General features: G+C 64.7%; 15 protein-coding genes. 10 read left to right on the plus strand and 5 right to left on the minus strand.

The genetic code is table 11. The features are described 5' to 3' along the window. Positions 1-168: 168 nt before the first annotated feature. Both nagA and nucS read right to left on the minus strand, forming a co-directional pair. The gene (gene nagA / locus ABEA18_RS22225; RefSeq protein WP_345452846.1) at positions 169-1,416 is read right to left on the minus strand and encodes an N-acetylglucosamine-6-phosphate deacetylase; all 1,248 of its coding nucleotides are present in this window, start codon (positions 1,414-1,416) and stop codon (positions 169-171) included. Positions 1,417-1,482: 66 nt separating this feature from the next. After that, on the minus strand, positions 1,483-2,178 hold the full coding sequence (gene nucS, locus ABEA18_RS22230) for an endonuclease NucS (protein WP_345452848.1): 696 nt from the start codon (positions 2,176-2,178) through the stop codon (positions 1,483-1,485). Between the two features lie 81 nt (positions 2,179-2,259). Here nucS and ABEA18_RS22235 point away from each other — a divergent pair, with 81 nt between their 5' ends. Continuing rightward, positions 2,260-2,592: an ATP/GTP-binding protein gene (locus tag ABEA18_RS22235; RefSeq protein ID WP_345452850.1), complete on the plus strand. Its 333-nt coding sequence runs from the start codon at positions 2,260-2,262 to the stop codon at positions 2,590-2,592. An 18-nt stretch (positions 2,593-2,610) separates the two neighbouring features. Further along, a complete protein-coding gene (locus ABEA18_RS22240; protein WP_345452852.1) occupies positions 2,611-3,405 on the plus strand; it encodes an alpha/beta hydrolase in 795 nt (264 codons plus the stop codon). Here the strand turns inward: ABEA18_RS22240 and ABEA18_RS22245 are convergent. Further along, a complete protein-coding gene (locus ABEA18_RS22245) occupies positions 3,402-4,592 on the minus strand; it encodes an AI-2E family transporter (protein ID WP_345452872.1) in 1,191 nt (396 codons plus the stop codon). The two genes, ABEA18_RS22240 and ABEA18_RS22245, sit on opposite strands and share 4 nt — an antisense overlap. 299 nt (positions 4,593-4,891) lie before the next feature. On the opposite strand from ABEA18_RS22245, the gene ABEA18_RS22250 reads away from it, so the two are divergent. The 8 genes from ABEA18_RS22250 (at position 4,892) to ABEA18_RS22285 (ending at position 14,457) form a co-directional block, all read left to right on the plus strand. After that, positions 4,892-6,700 (plus strand): DUF8094 domain-containing protein, encoded by a 1,809-nt coding sequence (locus ABEA18_RS22250; protein ID WP_345452854.1) that lies wholly within the window; start codon positions 4,892-4,894, stop codon positions 6,698-6,700. 36 nt (positions 6,701-6,736) lie between these two features. Next, the gene (locus ABEA18_RS22255) at positions 6,737-7,702 is read left to right on the plus strand and encodes a tetratricopeptide repeat protein (protein ID WP_345452856.1); all 966 of its coding nucleotides are present in this window, start codon (positions 6,737-6,739) and stop codon (positions 7,700-7,702) included. Continuing rightward, positions 7,702-8,805 carry an NADH:flavin oxidoreductase/NADH oxidase gene (locus ABEA18_RS22260; protein WP_345452858.1) on the plus strand — a complete coding sequence of 368 codons (1,104 nt, stop codon included), beginning with the start codon at positions 7,702-7,704 and terminating at the stop codon, positions 8,803-8,805. Before ABEA18_RS22255 ends, ABEA18_RS22260 begins: the two co-directional genes overlap by 1 nt. Positions 8,806-8,902: 97 nt before the next feature. Continuing rightward, positions 8,903-9,694, plus strand: coding sequence for an ABC transporter ATP-binding protein (locus ABEA18_RS22265; RefSeq protein WP_345452859.1), 792 nt, complete (start codon positions 8,903-8,905; stop codon positions 9,692-9,694). Next, complete coding sequence (locus tag ABEA18_RS22270) at positions 9,676-11,247, plus strand: ABC transporter permease family protein (protein ID WP_345452860.1); 1,572 nt, start codon at positions 9,676-9,678, stop codon at positions 11,245-11,247. Before ABEA18_RS22265 ends, ABEA18_RS22270 begins: the two co-directional genes overlap by 19 nt. 93 nt (positions 11,248-11,340) lie before the next feature. Continuing rightward, positions 11,341-12,123 carry a glucosamine-6-phosphate deaminase gene (nagB, locus tag ABEA18_RS22275; protein WP_345452861.1) on the plus strand — a complete coding sequence of 261 codons (783 nt, stop codon included), beginning with the start codon at positions 11,341-11,343 and terminating at the stop codon, positions 12,121-12,123. A gap of 36 nt (positions 12,124-12,159) precedes the next feature. Continuing rightward, positions 12,160-12,498 carry a DUF3039 domain-containing protein gene (locus ABEA18_RS22280; protein WP_236811694.1) on the plus strand — a complete coding sequence of 113 codons (339 nt, stop codon included), beginning with the start codon at positions 12,160-12,162 and terminating at the stop codon, positions 12,496-12,498. Positions 12,499-12,678: 180 nt separating this feature from the next. After that, complete coding sequence (locus ABEA18_RS22285) at positions 12,679-14,457, plus strand: DEAD/DEAH box helicase (RefSeq protein ID WP_345452864.1); 1,779 nt, start codon at positions 12,679-12,681, stop codon at positions 14,455-14,457. A gap of 24 nt (positions 14,458-14,481) precedes the next feature. Here the strand turns inward: ABEA18_RS22285 and ABEA18_RS22290 are convergent, their stop codons facing one another. Continuing rightward, positions 14,482-15,108 (minus strand): isochorismatase family protein, encoded by a 627-nt coding sequence (locus tag ABEA18_RS22290; RefSeq protein ID WP_345452866.1) that lies wholly within the window; start codon positions 15,106-15,108, stop codon positions 14,482-14,484. After that, entirely contained in the window at positions 15,109-16,437 is a 1,329-nt protein-coding gene (locus ABEA18_RS22295; RefSeq protein ID WP_345452868.1) for a nicotinate phosphoribosyltransferase, read from the minus strand. Positions 16,438-16,551 lie beyond the last annotated feature (114 nt).

Consider the following 16,551-nt stretch of genomic DNA (forward strand, 5'->3'; position numbering starts at 1 on the left):
CTTGCGAGCATGAATCACACCTACACAAAGACTGCTACAACACTTTCATGGCGAATACTGGAGGTCAACGGTCTGCTGGGGAATTCCGACAAATTTTAAGTAAAAAGAAGGTAACGGAAGAACGCGCGCCAGCCATTGGATCCGCCATAGGGAGCCCGCAAATTCGGCCTAGGCCAGCCAATCCCCATTGCGCAATACACCCGCGAGTTGAAGCTCTTTGTCGACGACGACGAGATCGGCCCGCAGGCCCCGGCGAAGGCCGCCGAGTTCATCGGAGAGCCCCAGGACCGCGGCGGGAACCGCCGTCGCCGAGGCAACCGCGTCGGCGAGCCCGACGCCGGCCGCAACGGTGCGCCTGACGACGTCGAGCATGGTGGCAGTGCCACCGGCGATCGATCCCGTCGCATCCAAAGTAGCGACGCCGTCCGTCACGGTCACCGGCGAGGGGCCCAGCATGTAGTTTCCGTCGGAGAGTCCCGCCGCCGCCATTGAATCGGTCACAAGGACGACGTTTGCGGCGCCTACCAGCTGAAAAACGGTTGCGACGGTGCTCGGGTCAAGGTGGGTGCCGTCCGCTATCAGTTCCACCACGGCCTTGCCCTCCTGGGCCGTGCGAAGGGAGGCCGCCACGGGGCCGGGGGAGCGGTGGTGCATAGGAGGCATGCCATTGAACAAGTGCGTGACAGTCGGCAATGAGCTGACGCCGTCGAAACCAGCGGATTCCAAGCCCTCCCGCGCCGCAGTGAGGGAGGCGGCCGCCGTCGCGTCGTCGCAATCGGTATGGCCGAGAGACGGCGTCACTCCGTGGAACGTCATCAGGTCCACGAGTGCCGCGGCGCCGGGAAGCTCGGGGGCGTAGGTCATGGTGGCCAGCTTGCCGGCAGCGGCTTCAACCAGCTCGGTCATGAGGTCCAGGTCCGGCTCCAGCAGATAGGCAGGGTTCTGGGCGCCGCAGCGGGCATGGGAGAGGAAAGGCCCCTCCAGGTGGATTCCCGCGACGAGTCCTTCATCGGCCAAACGTACGAACAGCTCGATGCCGCGGAGCAGGTCCTCCCGGGGTGCGGTGACCATGCTGGCGAGGAGGGTGGTAGTTCCGGAGCGGTGCAGGAAATCGATGGCTTTGCGCGCCGAGGATTCATCGGCTCCGGGGAAGTCGCCTCCGTTGCCGCCATGGCAGTGCACATCCACGAATCCGGGAACGATGTACCGCTCCGCAGGGAAATCGGTCCGGGGAGTTTCCTCGAACCCTTCGAAGGCTGCTTCGTGGAATTCGGCGGCCGGCCCGGCGAAGGCGATGCGGTCGTCCTCAACCGCCACCAGGCCGTCTTCGATCACCACACCGTCGCTGACGATGGTTCCGGTAATCAAGTGGCGCACAGGCGCAGAAGAAGTTACAGGCCGGTCTGGGACAGTCATGTTTTGATTCTAGTTGCCGGGGCCCGCGCCTGACCCGGTTTATCCGGGATGACGGCCTACAGCCAGCTAGAACAGGCGCGACTCGCTGTCGTCTACGCCGCGCATCGCGTCATAGTCCAGTGTGATGCAGTCGATTCCGCGGTCGTTGGCAAGGACCTTCGCCTGCGGCTTGATCTGCTGGGCGGCGAAAATGCCCCGCACCGGCGCCAGGAGCGGATCGCGGTTGAGCAGTTCGAGGTACCGCGTGAGCTGCTCGACGCCGTCGATGTCGCCGCGCCGTTTGAGTTCGACGGCGACTGTCCTGCCGTCACCGTCGCGGGCGAGGATGTCCACCGGACCGATGGCAGTGAAGTACTCGCGCCGGATGAGCGAATAGCCTGCTCCAAGGGTTTCGATCTGCTCGGCGAGCAGTCGCTGCAGATCGGCCTCGACGCCGTCCTTGATGAGCCCGGGGTCCGTCCCGAGGTCGTGGGACGTGTCGTGGAGGTGCTCGTAGATGTTGATGATGAGCCGGTCATCGGTCTTGGCCGACTGCACGGTCCACTGCTCCACCACGCCTTCTTCGACTTCGGTTTCCTCCGGCGTGGTCACCCGCAAGGAAGCGGGTGGGCTCATCCAGTTGAGCGGCTTGTAGGAGCCGCCGTCGGAGTGGACCAACACGGAACCATCGGATTTGACGAGCAAAAGCCGGGTGGCAAGCGGGAGGTGGGCCTTGAGGCGGCCAACGTAATCTACGGAACAACGGGCTATGACGAGTCGCACCCGCTCCACTTTACTTCCTCTGCCGCTGCCGCTGCCGCTGCCCCCGCCGCGCGCAACTGGCGACTGGGGCAGAATGGAGTCATGCCCCGCTCCAACCGCCCCCGACGCACCGAATCAGCCAAGGCAAGCTGGAAACGGACAGGCGAGTCGCCGGAACTGGATCTGGAACGTGCCCGTTCGGGCATTGCCCGCAGGGAAAGTGCCCCCGACGGCGACTGGATGGTCCGGACCATGACCGCACGGAATGCCGAGAAGACCTATATATGTCCTGGTTGTTCGATGGCCATCGTGCCCGGAATCGCCCATTTGGTGGTGTGGTCCGAGTCGCATCTCTTCGGCGATGCCGCAGGGTTGGCGGAACGGCGCCACTGGCACAACAACTGCTGGACGGGCCGAACGTACAGGTACCGCTGAGCACTTAAGCTTGGAAGCATGAGTTTCGATCCCGCTTCCCTCGTTTTCAGCCAGCCGGAGTCTGCCACGGACATCAGGGCATCCACGGTTTTGCCGGCGCACCGCGAAAACGTGGAGTTCCGCACCGAAGACGGCAAGTTGCTTGTGGGCGAGCTGGCACTGCCGGAATCGGGCGAGATCTCGGCGACCCTTATTACGCTGCACCCCCTGCCCACGCACGGCGGTTTCATGGATTCGCACGTCTACCGGAAGGCGTCCTATCGGCTTCCGGCACTCGCCGGCGTCGCGGTCCTGCGCTTCAACACGCGGGGAACGCATTCGCCCCGGGGTACCAGCCAGGGGCAGTTCGACGAAGGAATCGGTGAGCGGTACGACGTCGAGGCCGCTGTTCGCTTCGCGGTGGAACGCGGGCTTCCTAATCGCTGGCTGGTGGGCTGGTCTTTCGGCACCGAGCTGGCCTTGATGTACGGTGCCGTGGAGCCCGTGGCTTCCCAAGTGGAGGGTGCCGTCCTCCTGTCCCCGCCGCTCCACCGTGCCACGGATGTGCACTTGAAGGAATGGGCTGCTTCGGGGAAGCCGCTGACGGTCCTGGTTCCGGAACACGACGACTATCTGCAGCCCGCCGAGGCCGCCGAACGATTCAGCCTGGTGCCCCAGGCCCGGGTCTTGGGGATCGACGGCGCGAAGCACCTGTGGGTCGGTGAGAAGTACGCGGCCCGGGTCTTGGACGAAATCGTGGACGACGTGACGGAAGCCGGTGCGGGACCGCACGGCCTTCCGCGCCAATGGACAGGCCCAGTGGCCACTGCCTAGTGGCGGTCCTGCCGGACGATGAAGACTTCCTTGATCAGCAGCATGATGGCTGCCGCCGTCGGGATGGCGATCAAGGCGCCGAGCACGCCCAGTAGGCTGCCGCCCGCGATCACCGAGATCACGGCAACAGCACCCGGGACGGCAACGGCCTTCTGCATGATGCGCGGCGAGATGAAGTAGGCCTCGAACTGCAGATAGGCGAAGTAGCAGATGGCGTAGATCACGGCGGTCTGCCAGCCGGCGGTCAGGGCTACCAGGATGACCACCACAGCGGCAATCAAGCCTCCCACCAAGGGGATGAACGCAAGCAGGGCAACCACGAAAGCCAGCAGGACGCTGAACGGAATGCCCAGGATGCTCATGACGATGAACGCGAACAGCGCGTTGAGCAGGGCGACACAAACCTGGCCGATCACATAGTTGCCCACCGAGCGTGTGATCTCCTCGGACAGCGCCTCCACCCTGGGCCTGCGCGACCGTGGTGCGAGCCGGTATCCCCATCTCTTCATGGCAGGCAGGGCACCGAGGAAGTAGAGGCTGAGGACCAGGACGATCAGCGTTCCGAAGACCCCGTTGGCCACCGTGGATCCGAAACCGACGACGCCGCCGAAGATACCCCCCATGGCGTCGGGATTCTTGACGAACTTGTCGAGCTCCTGGCTGATCTTGTCGCGGACGCCGAATTGGCTGTCGAGGGAGCGGAAGAAATCCGAATCCACGAAGCCCCGGATCCAGTCCGGAGCTTGCCGCACGATCTGCGAGACCTGTTCCACGATGGTGGGGATCAGGGTAGCGAAAAACGCCGCTACTCCAGCAACGAGGACCCCGACGGCGATGACGACGCCGGCAGGGCGCGGCACCTTGCGCTCCTCAAGCCCGCGGACCACGGGGTCAAGTCCCAAGGCAATGAACAGGGCCGTAACGATCCACAACAACAGTTGGACGGTACTGGTGCCGATGTAATACAGCATGAGGGCGACGCCGACGCCGGCCGTGCCCATGAAGCCGACGTACAGCGGATGTTGCGCGGACATCCTCGGGCCGGGGGAACCGAAGCGCGGGCCGTCGGATTCATCCAGGGCTTGTGCGGTTGTCGCATCGTGCTCAAATTCGGGAGGCATTTCGAAACGGACCCGCGGTTGGGCGCCGGGAATGGGCTGGCGGAGGCGGCGCACGAAGGACGCCATCAGTCCCTCACCGTGATCTTTGCCGTCCCGGGCAGATCCATCAGCCAAGCCATCCGGGCTGGTCCCCGGTCCTTGTTCGGCGGGAGTGGGATCCTTGCGCTCTTTCACGTGCTTCAGCTGCCTTTTCGTTCCGCGGTCAGGCTCCAGGAGCGCCCGATGTCATGTTGTTCGCCACACTATCAGCAGGCCGGAATTGGCGAATTCTAGAGGGTGAGCCATGCCGCGGGAAGCCCTACGGGAGGGCCCCGAACTGACTCCTTGGTAACAAAACCGTTACCCTTGAAGTTCAACGACCGCTGATGATTGGTATTCCTGTGCGATTGAAGACTGCAGTTTCGCTGGTGCTGCTTGGCCTGCTGACACTGTTGGCCGGCATTGGCCAGCTGACCTTTTGGGCTCCGGCCGAGACCGTGACCGCGTCCGCCCCCGGTGACTCCAAAGCTGCTCCGCTGACCGTGATCACCCAAGACGTGTTGACCCACAAGGGCGGTCCCAGACAAATCAGCATCAAGGGCGATGGCAAGTTCGTGTTGGCTATCGGACGTCCGGATGACGTCGAGGCGTGGGTAGGCAAGACCGCGCACAACAGCATCACCGGTGTCTCAGAGGACGGCAAGTCCCTCCAGCTCGCCGGCACCGACGGCGAAGCAAATGCTCCGTCGCCTGCCGGATCGGACTTGTGGGTGCAAACGGAGAACGCCGACGGACAGCTGGACTACACCTTCACCCCTCCCGCGAGCGGCAACTGGTCCCTCCTCCTGGCTAGCGACGGAACCAAGCCGGCGCCGTCGTCGGTCTCCATAACGTTCGCCAACGATGCCACTATGCCGTGGGCGGTCCCGCTTATTGTCATTGGCGCGATTCTCATCGCCGCGGGTGCGGCGTTGCCGTTCGTCAGCAAGTTCACCAGGGGCCGGGGATCCCGCCCGAACGGTCCGCGGGGCGATGCGAACACGGAAACTGTTCCGGAGACCGCCGGCGAAGACAGTGCCAAGGAAACCGGCAAGGAAATCATCGACGAGGACGCACCTGCCGAGGAGACCAACAAAGGCACAAGCGGGGGTCCCGCACTTCGTATTTCGCTTGTAGCTGCAGCTGTTGTGACCGCCCTCGTCGGTGGCACCGCGGCAAGCGCCCAAGCGGCCGAGACTCCTTCTCCCTCCGGATCCGCGGCACCCTCCGGATCCGCGACGGCGAGCCCCGCAGGGACCGCCGGTGCGCAGAACGTCCCCGTCTTGGTGGACGCGCAGCTCAAGCGCATCCTGGATCAGGTCGCCGGCGCCGTGGCTGCCGGGGATGCCGCTCGTGATGCCTCCAAACTCGCTCCCAGGGTTGACGGCACGGAGCTGCAGGTGCGGACACAGAACTATAAGATCCGGTCCCAGGTCGCCACGCACGAGGCGCGGATGCCCGTCCGCTCCAGCAAACTGCTGGGCAGCGTCATCTCCACCCAGCGAACCTGGCCACGCACAGTGATCGCCCTGACCCAGGGCGATGGCAACGTGGTTCCCCAGGTCCTGACCCTCGTGCAGGCCTCGCCGCGGGAGAACTACAAGCTGAAGAGCACTTCCCCGCTTCAGCCCGGAACGTCCTTCCCGGCGATTCCCCTGGGCGGAACCGCGCAGTTGGCGGCCGGAGACAAGCCCGGGCTGCAGTACAGCGGGACCGAGGCGATGGCAGCCCTGGGCGATCGCTTGACGAAGGCCGATTCGGCGTTCAAGGACAAGCTCGTGGAAGGCACCAATTCGCCCTACATTGCCGACGTCCTTGACTACCAGGCGAGCACCGTCAAGTCCGGCACCAACGGCAATTTCACCTTCACGCACACGCCCTCTCCGACGGATACGGCTGTGTTCCGGACGTCCGACGGCGGCGCGGTGGTCGTGGGAAAGCTGAACTTCGATTTCACCAGCAAGCCCAAGTCGGATGGCGACACCCTGACCGTGGACAAAGCCGCGGCAGTGCTCGCGGGCGGGGATTCCACGAAAGTCGGCCTCGTGCAGACCTTCTCGGAGTCGGTAGCCATTTACATTCCACCGGCAGGTTCGACTGCTCCCATGAAGCTCGTTGCCGCGGTGCGCGGTCTGGTGGGGGCCAGCTTCCAGTAGGCAAATGCTGTTGGCGCAGCGGCTAGAGTGGACGGTATGAGTTCGCCAGGATCCCGTCCCGTCTCTCCAGCCGCCGCCAGCCAGCTCAACCTGCGCGGCGCCGTCGACCTCTCTGCATTGCGGCGCCCTGCGCCGGCGGCACCGAATGGTGCCCCGGCTGCGTCCGGCGGAAGCCCCGGCGGCAGCCAGCCCCTTCGCGTAGATGCCACCGAGGCCAATTTCCAGGACCTCGTCCAGCTGTCCGCACAGATTCCCGTCCTTTTCCTTTTGTGGTCAAACCGATCCCTGGAGGCTTCGACCCTCCTCCACAGCCTCGAAGCTGTCGTCGAAGGTTACGCCGGCAAAGTCGTGCTGGCTGCGGCGGATGTTGACGCGTTCCCGCAGCTTGCGCAGGCATTCCAGGTCCAGGCCATCCCCACCGCCGTCGCGGTCTTGAAGGGCCAGCCCGTGCCGCTCTTCGAGGGGCCCGCGTCGGACCAGGAAATCCGCGCCCTCATCGACGAACTCCTCAAGGTGGCCGAAGCCAACGGAGTGACAGGCAGCATCGGCGCGGGCGCCGCTGATGCGGAGGCCCGTCCTTTGCCTCCGCTGCACCAGGCAGCCTTCGATGCCATTGAAGCCGGAGATTACGCCGCAGCGGCCACTGCCTACCGCCAGGCGCTCGCTGAGAAGCCGGCTGATGCCGAGGCGAAGGCCGGACTCGCCCAGGTGGAACTGATGGGCAGGCTCGAGCTCCTGACGGCAACGGAAGCTGAAGCCATGCGTCAGCGGGCGGCGGAGGAGCCGGACAACATCGAAGTACAGCTCACGGTGGCCGACCTCGACATCTCGGGTGGACACATCGAAGACGCGTTCAACCGCATCATCGCGTTCATTGGCCGCAACTTCGGTCCCGAGCGTGAGGCGGCGCGTGTGCGTCTGCTGGAACTGTTCGACGTCGTCGGCATTTCGGACCAACGCGTCGCCAAGGCCCGGCAAGGTCTGGCGCGGGTCCTCTTCTAATGACGCAACCGGCGTTGTTCAGCCCGCTTCAATTGCGCTCCTTGACGGTGCCGCATCGTGGCTGGGTTTCCCCGATGTGCCAGTACAGCTGCTCGCCCGACGGCGGGGGCGGCGTGCCCAACGATTGGCACCTGGTGCATCTTGGCGCGTTTGCCACGGGCGGCGCGGCCCTCATCCTCACCGAGGCAGCGGCCGTCAGCCCCGAGGGGCGGATCAGTCCGCGCGACGCCGGACTGTACACGGACGAGCAGGCGGCCGCCTGGGAGCGGATTGTGGACTTCGTCCACCGCAACAGTGCCGTGGGCGGCAAGATCGGCGTCCAACTGGCGCACGCCGGCCGCAAGGCTTCCACCTACTGGCCGTTCGCCGGAGAGAGCGGATCCGTCGCGGAGTCCGATGGCGGGTGGGTGGCCCGGGGGCCGGGTAACGAGGCGTTTGCCGGCCTTGCAAGTCCGCTTGCGATGAGCGATGAGGACATCCACGCCGTGATTTCGGATTTCGCGGCGGCAGCCTCACGGGCCGTGGATGCCGGGTTCGACACGGTGGAGATCCACGGCGCGCATGGCTACCTCCTGCACGAATTCCAAAGCCCCTTGATCAACAAGCGCGACGATTCCTGGGGAGGCAGCGAGGCGGCAAGAAACCGCTTGATGCTTGCGGTCATCGACGCCGTCCGTGCGGTCATCCCCGATTCGATGCCGTTGCTGCTGCGGATATCCGCCAGTGATTGGGCCGAGGGTGGCGTAGACATTGACGCCTCCGTGCGCCTTGCACGGGCGGCGGCCGAGCACGGCGTGGACTTGGTGGACGTCTCCAGCGGGGGCGCTGTGGCCCACCAGCGGATCAAGGCGGGTCCTGGATACCAGACGGGATTCTCGGAACAGATCCGGCGCGAAGCTGGGGTTCCCACCGGTGCAGTCGGCTTCCTGACATCCTCAGGACAGGCCGAACACACGGTGGCCACGGGCCAAGCCGATGGCGTATTCATGGCACGGGCAGCCCTCCGCGATCCGCACTGGTGGCTTCGCGCGGCTTTTGAACTCGGCTTCCCCTTGGATTGGGCGCCGCAGTATCAGCGCGCGGTTCCACGGCACAGCTTCTAAGAGCTAGTCCTTTGGGATGAGGCTGCTCCGGAAAAGGGGCCCGTAGTTCCCCCTCCGGGACGACTCCTGGAACCGTCCCCGGGGCTAGGCTGGCTGCATGACTGTCCAGCTTCCCGGTTCCCCTCCCATCTCCCCGGTGCCTGCCTTGGCCCTGCGCGGACTGGCAAAACGCTTCGGCGGCAAAATCGCCGTCGACGGCATCAGCTTGGATGTCCCCGCCGGCTCCTTCTACGGCGTCGTCGGTCCCAACGGGGCGGGCAAGACGACCACGTTGTCCATGGCCACGGGGCTCTTGCGGCCGGATTTCGGGACGGCCTACATCCACGGCGTGGATGTGTGGACGAAGCCGCTCGAAGCCAAGAAACTGATGGGGATACTGCCCGACGGCGTCCGTCTCTTCGACCGCTTGACGGGTGAACAGCTTGTCACCTACGCCGGCTTGCTCCGTGGCATGGACAGGGACGTCGTTGCCCAAAGGGTGGGAGAGCTGATGGCCGCGCTGGATCTCAGCGACGACGCCGGCACCCTCGTGGTTGACTACTCCGCCGGCATGACAAAGAAGATTGCCCTCGCGTCGGCGCTCATCCATGCGCCCAGGCTGCTGGTGCTGGACGAGCCCTTTGAGTCCGTGGATCCCGTCTCGGCAGCCAACATCAGGGGAATTCTTGACAACTATGTGGCCTCGGGAGGGACGGTCATCGTCTCGAGCCACGTCATGGACCTTGTGCAGCGCATGTGCGACCACGTAGCCGTCGTGGCTGCCGGCAGGGTCCTCGCCGCCGGAACCGTCGACGAGGTCCGTGACGGTGCCACGCTCGAGGACCGGTTTGTGCAGCTCGTGGGCGGCGGAAACCAGACGGGGGGCCTGGAATGGTTGCGCACCTTCTGAGCCTGAAGTGGCGGCTCCTGCGGAACGGCTTCCGGCGCAGCCCGGGCCAGCTTGTGGGCATCGCGATCGGCGGGCTCTATGCGCTGGGAGTCGTCGCGACCCTCGTGGTGACGCTCGTCGCCCTGCGGTGGGCCGACGCAGAGACGGCCCACACCGCCGTCGTCCTCGGTGGCGCTGCCGCGATCCTGGCCTGGGCAATCGTGCCCCTGATGGCCTCGGCCGCTGACATGACGCTTGACCCTTCCCGCTTCACGACGTCGGCGATCCCGATGCGCCAGCTGCTGACCGGGCTTGCCCTCGCCGGATTCATCGGATTGCCGGGCTTGTCCACGACGATTGTGGCGTTATTCACCGCGGCGACATGGTGGCGCAACGTGCCGGCGGTGCTCGGCGCCCTGCTGGGTGCCGTGCTGGGCGTGCTGAGCTGCGTGGTCTTGTCGAAAGTCATTACGACGGCGACTGCCAGCCTCGCGGCCTCCCGCCGTTTCAAAGATGTGAGCAGCATTGTGGTCTTTGTGCCACTCGTGCTGATGGGACCGATCGTGGCCGGCGTCTTCAGGGGAATGTCCGGTTCCACAGGCTACCTCCCGGAACTTGCCCGGACGGTCTCCTGGACTCCACTCGGAGCTTCCTGGTCGCTTGGCGGGGATCTGGCGTCCGGAGAAGTTGCCGCCGCCAGCCTGAAGGCATTGATCGCCCTCGCCACTCTCCTCGTGTTGTTTGCCGCGTGGAATGCCCTGCTCAAGCGGGCGCTGGTCACTCCGCCATATTCCGGTGGATCAAGGAAACGCGGCGGGAAACTTGGCTTGTTCGGACTGCTGCCGGCAACTCCCACCGGTGCCGTTGCCGCACGCTCCCTCAGCTACTGGATCCGCGATCCGCGCTACGCAGCCTCGCTGATCGTGGTCCCGTTGTTGCCCGTGATTTTCCTGTTCCAGTCCGGGCAGTCCGGAAGCTACTCCATGCTGGTGATTCTGGGGCCCATATCTGCCTTTGTCCTCGCATGGTCCATTGCCGCGGATGTCTCCTACGACAACACCGCATTTGCCCTGCATCTGGCCACCGGGGTCCGCGGCATTCACGACCGGCTCGGCCGGGCCTTGGCCTGCCTGGCATTCGCCCTCCCGGTGGTGTTGATCTTCGCCGTCGGGCCCTTTTTCCTGACCGGCGAATGGGGCTGGTTGCCCGGTCTCCTGGGGCTTTCCCTGGGCGTGCTGTTCACGGGCCTGGGCTTGGCCTCCGTCGTGTCGGCGCGGTACACGTCCACTGTGCCTTTGCCCGGGGACAGCCCGTTCAAGAAGCCGCCGGGAAACGTTGCCCAGACACTGGCGGTCCAGTTCGGGGGAATGGCGGTGCTGTTCCTCCTGGTCCTTCCGGAACTTGCCCTCGTGATTGTCCAGTCGGTCACGGGCGATCCGCTATGGGGATGGATCAATCTGGCAATTGGTACGGTTCTTGGGGTGGCATTGTTCGTGTCGGGAGTCCGGATCGGCGGACGCTGGCTTGACCGGCGCGGGCCCGAGCTCTTCGCACAATTGAGCGTCAATCGTTGATTCCATGACCAACAATGACAAGTTATGGGACATGGGATAACCTCAAGTTTGAACCAGTTCATCCGGGAAACACAGCTAGAAAGGTCGTGGACGATGGAAGTTGTCATCCTTCCGGGAAGCAAACAGATCGGGGCGCTTGCCGCGGATGCCATCGAGGCGCTGCTCCGCCGAAAGCCGAACGCGGTCCTAGGCCTGGCCACAGGGTCCTCTCCGCTCCCTGTCTATGACGAACTGGCGCGCCGCCACCAGGAAAAGGGACTCGACTTCAGCCAGGCACACGCCTTCGCCCTTGATGAATACGTCGGGCTCGAACCCGGGCATCCGGAGTCGTACCGTGAAGTCATCCGCCGTGAATTCACGGACCGGGTCAATATCGACCCCGCCAACGTCCACAGCCCGGACGGTACGGCGGCCGACCTTCCCGCAGCCTGCGAGGCATACGAGGACTCCATACGGGCACTCGGCGGCGTTGACCTGCAGATCCTTGGCGTGGGCACGGACGGCCATATTGGATTCAATGAGCCCGGCTCCTCGCTCGCGTCGCGGACCCGGATCAAGACGCTGATCGAGCAGACCCGCAAGGACAACGCGCGCTTCTTCAAGAGTATCGACGACGTTCCCCACCACGTGGTCACGCAGGGTTTGGGAACCATCATGGACGCCCGGCACGTTGTCCTGATTGCCACAGGCGCGCAGAAAGCCCAGACCGTCAGGGACTTTGTCGAGGGGCCTGTGGCGGCCATCTGCGCGGCATCGGTGTTGCAAATGCACCAGCACGCTACCATCCTGATCGATGAGGCTGCGGCTTCCTCGCTCAAGCTCGCCGACTACTATCGCCACACCTATGACAACAAGCCGAAATGGCAGAGCATCTGACACGGTGCATCTGATCGCGAAGCATCAGCGGCTAAGATGGATGGCATGACGACGCTGCCTCCGGACCCATTCGAAAACGATCCCATGCGCGAGCTTTCCGGAGCCGGAACTTCCACTGCAACCATTGAGCGCGAGGAAGTGCGCCAAGAAGTGGAACCCGGTGACCGGGAGCGCTTCTCGCACTATGTCCGCAAAGAAAAGATCATGGAGTCCGCCCTGACAGGCGAACCCGTGATTGCCTTGTGCGGGAAAGTGTGGACCCCTGGCCGGGACCCGCAGAAGTTCCCGGTCTGCCCCGAGTGCAAAGAAATCTATGAAGGACTTCGCCCCGGTAACGACGGCGGAGACAAAGGCGGCCCGGGCGGCTCCAAGTAGCGAGTAAGCCCCAGTAGTCGGGTATTTCCTGGTAGTAGGCGGGGGAGTGCTTTCTCCTGCCTGTTTGCTGCCCTGCGTGATTCGGCGCGTCCGGAACAGATTGGTGTTTTTTGTGGTTATTTGGGTTTCGCTGGCCGCAGCGGACTTGCTTGGAATCGTTGCTGGTCGGGGGGAATCCGCGTGACTGAAACACTCTTCGGCGGCCCCGCGCTGCCTCCGGCATATCCGGAACGCGCAGCCTGGGGAACCGCCCCGAAACTGCGCGCCTGGCAGCAGGAAGCGCTGGACCTTTACCTCAACGCGAGCCCGCGCGATTTTCTCGCCGTGGCAACGCCGGGAGCAGGTAAAACCACCTTCGCCCTGCGGATTGCCTCAATACTCCTCGATAGTGGAACCGTGAACCGCGTGACGATCGTCGCTCCCACTGACCACCTGAAACGGCAGTGGGCGGACGCCGCGGCCAAGGTGGGCATTGCCATCGATCCGAACTTCAAGAATTCCGACGGCCAGCACGGCAGGGGCTTCGTCGGCGTCGCGGTCACCTATGCGCAGGTGGCGAGCAAGCCCATGCTCCACCGGGCCAAGACCGAGGCCGCCCGCACGCTGGTCATCCTCGATGAAATCCACCACGGTGGCGAAGCGTTGTCTTGGGGCGACGGATTGCGCGAGGCCTTCGATCCTGCCGCGCGACGCTTGGCGCTCACAGGCACGCCGTTCCGTTCCGATACCTCACCCATCCCTTTCGTGGAATACGCCGAAGACCGCGACGGCATCCGCCGCTCGAAGGCGGACTACACCTATGGTTACGGCAACGCCTTGAGGGACCACGTTGTCCGTCCTGTGCTGTTCATGGCGTATTCGGGCCAGATGCGTTGGCGTACCAGCGCGGGAGATGAAATGGCGGCATCGCTCGGCGAGGCCGCCGTCACCAAGGACATCACCTCCCAGGCATGGCGGACCGCGCTGAACCCCGGCGGTGAATGGATCCCCGCGGTTCTTGCTGCCGCCGACAAGCGCCTCGGCGAGGTGCGCCGTACCGTGCCCGACGCCGGCGGCCTCGTCATTGCCACGGATCACGACGACGCCCGCGCCTATGCAGGTCAGCTCAAGAAGATCACAGGTCAGTCGCCCACGGTGATCCTGTCCGATGATTCCAAGGCTTCGCACAAGATCGAGGAGTTCACCGCAAGCGACAAGCGCTGGATGGTGGCTGTCCGGATGGTGTCCGAAGGTGTCGACGTCCCCCGGCTTTCCGTCGGCGTCTACGCGACGTCCACGTCCACGCCCCTGTTCTTCGCCCAGGCCGTGGGCCGCTTCGTCCGTGCCCGCAAACGCGGGGAAACGGCGTCGGTCTTCCTGCCGTCGGTTCCGCCCCTCATGGCCTTGGCCAACTCCATGGAAGCCGAGCGGGACCACGCACTGGACCGGCCCGAGAAGGAAGATCCGGACGGCCTCTTCAACCCCGAAGAGAACCTGATGGCCGAGGCCAACCGCGAAGAGAAGGCCTCAGACTCCCTTGAGAAGGGCAAATTCGAGGCCCTCGATTCGCAGGCATCCTTTGACAGGGTGCTGTTCGACGGCGGCGAATTCGGCACGGGAGCCGATATCGGCTCCGAGGACGAACTTGATTTCCTCGGGATCCCCGGGCTGCTCGACGCTGAACAAGTAGGAACCTTGCTCCGGCAGCGGCAGCATGATCAGCAGTCGAGGAAGAAGCGCCAATCTCCTTTGGCTGCCGCCGCGTCACCCGCGGTTCCGGACCACCGCATGCTGATGGACCTGCGCAATGAGCTCGCAAAAAACGTGGCGGCCTGGTCGGCCCGCACCGGTACCCCGCACGGCGTCGTCCACAACAAGTTGCGCGAGGTGTGCGGCGGACCGGCAGTCGCGCAGGCTAACGAGGAGCAATTGCAGTCACGGCTGCGCAAGCTCCAGGATTGGTTCATCGGACGGAAGTAGGACTGCGTGGCAGGGCTACTGCCCTTAGCGCTGTCCCAGTTCGACGCCGTTCTCTTCCAGTTCCGCGTAGGTCTCGTCAAGATCCTCCGCGATTCCGGCGGTGAGTTCGCCGATCACTGTCACGGAGTAACCGGCCTGCACGGCGTCCAGTGCCGTGGCCCTGACGCAGTAGTCCGTGGCGATACCCACCACCACCACTTCCTCTACTCCGTGGCTCTGCAGCCAGTCGTCGAGCCCGAGGGCGTCCTCGTCCAGCTCGACGGAGGGGTCGGCGCCGGGCGCTAGTTCGCCCATGGGCACTTCGTCTTCGGGAGCCAGGACTCCTTCGAAGCCTGAGTAGGCCGCGGTGTATTGTCCCTTGCGGAAGTAAGCCTGGATGTACTCGGCGTCGAGATCGGGGTGGAGTTCGGCGCCCTTGCTCCCTGCGCGGCAATGCGGGGGCCAACTGTCCACAAGGTCCGGTGTTTCCGAGAAATGGCTGCCCGGGTCTACGTGCCAGTCCTGCGTGGCCACGACATGGTCGAAGTGCTGGTGGTTCTCGTCAAGGTATTCGCTGATGGCGGCAGCCGTGGCGGCGCCACCTTCCACGGCGAGGGACCCGCCCTCGCAGAAATCATTCTGGACGTCCACGATAATCAGGGCACGGGACATTCAGTCCTCCTCATAGACGGTGGGGATTGCCGGCTCGCCGCGCTGCAGCCGCCGGACTACCGGGGGGAGTTCGGCCATGCTGGCCGCGTGGCGTTCCTGTGCCCGGACGACGCCCTCGTGTCCCGTCCATCCCGGGAGCAGTTCGCCGTTCTTGATGAACTGCTGGAGCAGCGGGCGGTCGTTGCCGTCGTCCTCCGGCCGGTGTCCGATGCCCACGATCTCCTGGGTGGCGATGCCGAGTTCGTTGAGTTTGCGCAGGGCGTATTTGCGGCCGCCCACGCTGGCCTTGTTTTTGGCTACCTTGGCCACCGGAACGAATTCCCCGGCATCGTTGGTCCGGCTGACGAGCTTGTAGACCATGCTGGCCGTCGGCGCTCCCGATCCAGTGACCAAAGACGTGCCGATGCCGTACACATCCACCGGCGCCGATTGCAGGGCCGCGATGGCGTATTCATCGAGATCCGAGGTAACGACGATCCGGGTGTTGGTGTTGCCGAGATTGTCCAGCAGCTCGCGGACCCATTGGGCCTGGGCAACGAGATCCCCGGAGTCCAGCCGGACGGCCCCGAGCTTGTCACCCGCGAGTTCCACCGCGGTGCGTACCCCGGTCTCGACGTCGTATGTGTCCACCAGGAGCGTCGTGCCCGGCCCGAAGGCGGCGATCTGCGCTTCGAAGGCCTCGCGCTCGGTGTCGTGCAGGAGCGTGAACGAGTGGGCGGCCGTGCCCACTGTCTTGATGCCGTACCGCCGGCCGGCCTCAAGGTTGGAAGTGCTGCCAAAACCGGCGATGACCGCGGCACGGGCTGCCGCCGTCGCGGATTCCTCCTGGGTGCGCCGGGAGCCCATCTCGATGCACGGCCGGTTGCCCGCCGCGCTGGTCATCCGGGAGGCGGCCGAAGCAATCGCGGTGTCATGGTTGAGCACGGACAAGATGTACGTTTCCAGGATGCACGCTTCCGCGAACGTGGATTCGACGATCAGGATGGGGGAGCCGGGGAAGTAGGCCTCGCCCTCCGGATAGCCCCAGATGTCGCCGGAAAACCTGTAGTCGGCGAGGAAGTCCAGTGTCTGCCTGTCAACTACTTTGTGCTGATCGAGAAACGCGAGTTCGGCGTCTCCGAAGCGGAAGTCCTTGATCCCCTCAAGCAGCCGGCCGGTGCCGGCGACGATTCCGTAGCGGCGGCCGTCGGGCAGTCGGCGCGCGAAGGCCTCGAAGACGGAGCGCCGGTGCGCCGCGCCCGAATGGAGGGCAGCTTCCAGCATGGTCAGCTCATAGTGATCGGTGTACAACGACGTGCGGGGGTGGTCCCAGGCGGCGGATCTACTCACGAAATTCACTCTAGTCCCCGGCGGCTCCCAGGTCTCGCTTCGCTCAACCAGGGGCCCTCGCCGCCGTGGGCCCACCCACCGGCTCCCAGGTCTCGCTTCGCTCGACCAGGGGCC

Source organism: Arthrobacter gyeryongensis (genome assembly GCF_039543785.1).
In the GTDB taxonomy this organism is placed as follows: domain Bacteria; phylum Actinomycetota; class Actinomycetes; order Actinomycetales; family Micrococcaceae; genus Arthrobacter; species Arthrobacter gyeryongensis.

Bases quoted from the DNA above. Each gene is read 5' to 3' on its own strand.
- ABEA18_RS22260 (WP_345452858.1), top strand. From the start codon at position 7,702: ATGACGCAACCGGCGTTGTTCAGCCCGCTTCAATTGCGCTCCTTGACG.
- ABEA18_RS22255 (WP_345452856.1), top strand. From the start codon at position 6,737: ATGAGTTCGCCAGGATCCCGTCCCGTCTCTCCAGCCGCCGCCAGCCAG.
- nagB (WP_345452861.1), top strand. From the start codon at position 11,341: ATGGAAGTTGTCATCCTTCCGGGAAGCAAACAGATCGGGGCGCTTGCC.
- ABEA18_RS22245 (WP_345452872.1), bottom strand. From the start codon at position 4,592: ATGGCGTCCTTCGTGCGCCGCCTCCGCCAGCCCATTCCCGGCGCCCAA.
- ABEA18_RS22290 (WP_345452866.1), bottom strand. From the start codon at position 15,108: ATGTCCCGTGCCCTGATTATCGTGGACGTCCAGAATGATTTCTGCGAG.
- nagA (WP_345452846.1), bottom strand. From the start codon at position 1,416: ATGACTGTCCCAGACCGGCCTGTAACTTCTTCTGCGCCTGTGCGCCAC.
- ABEA18_RS22235 (WP_345452850.1), top strand. From the start codon at position 2,260: ATGCCCCGCTCCAACCGCCCCCGACGCACCGAATCAGCCAAGGCAAGC.
- ABEA18_RS22265 (WP_345452859.1), top strand. From the start codon at position 8,903: ATGACTGTCCAGCTTCCCGGTTCCCCTCCCATCTCCCCGGTGCCTGCC.
- ABEA18_RS22280 (WP_236811694.1), top strand. From the start codon at position 12,160: ATGGATGGCATGACGACGCTGCCTCCGGACCCATTCGAAAACGATCCC.
- ABEA18_RS22240 (WP_345452852.1), top strand. From the start codon at position 2,611: ATGAGTTTCGATCCCGCTTCCCTCGTTTTCAGCCAGCCGGAGTCTGCC.
- ABEA18_RS22270 (WP_345452860.1), top strand. From the start codon at position 9,676: ATGGTTGCGCACCTTCTGAGCCTGAAGTGGCGGCTCCTGCGGAACGGC.
- ABEA18_RS22250 (WP_345452854.1), top strand. From the start codon at position 4,892: ATGATTGGTATTCCTGTGCGATTGAAGACTGCAGTTTCGCTGGTGCTG.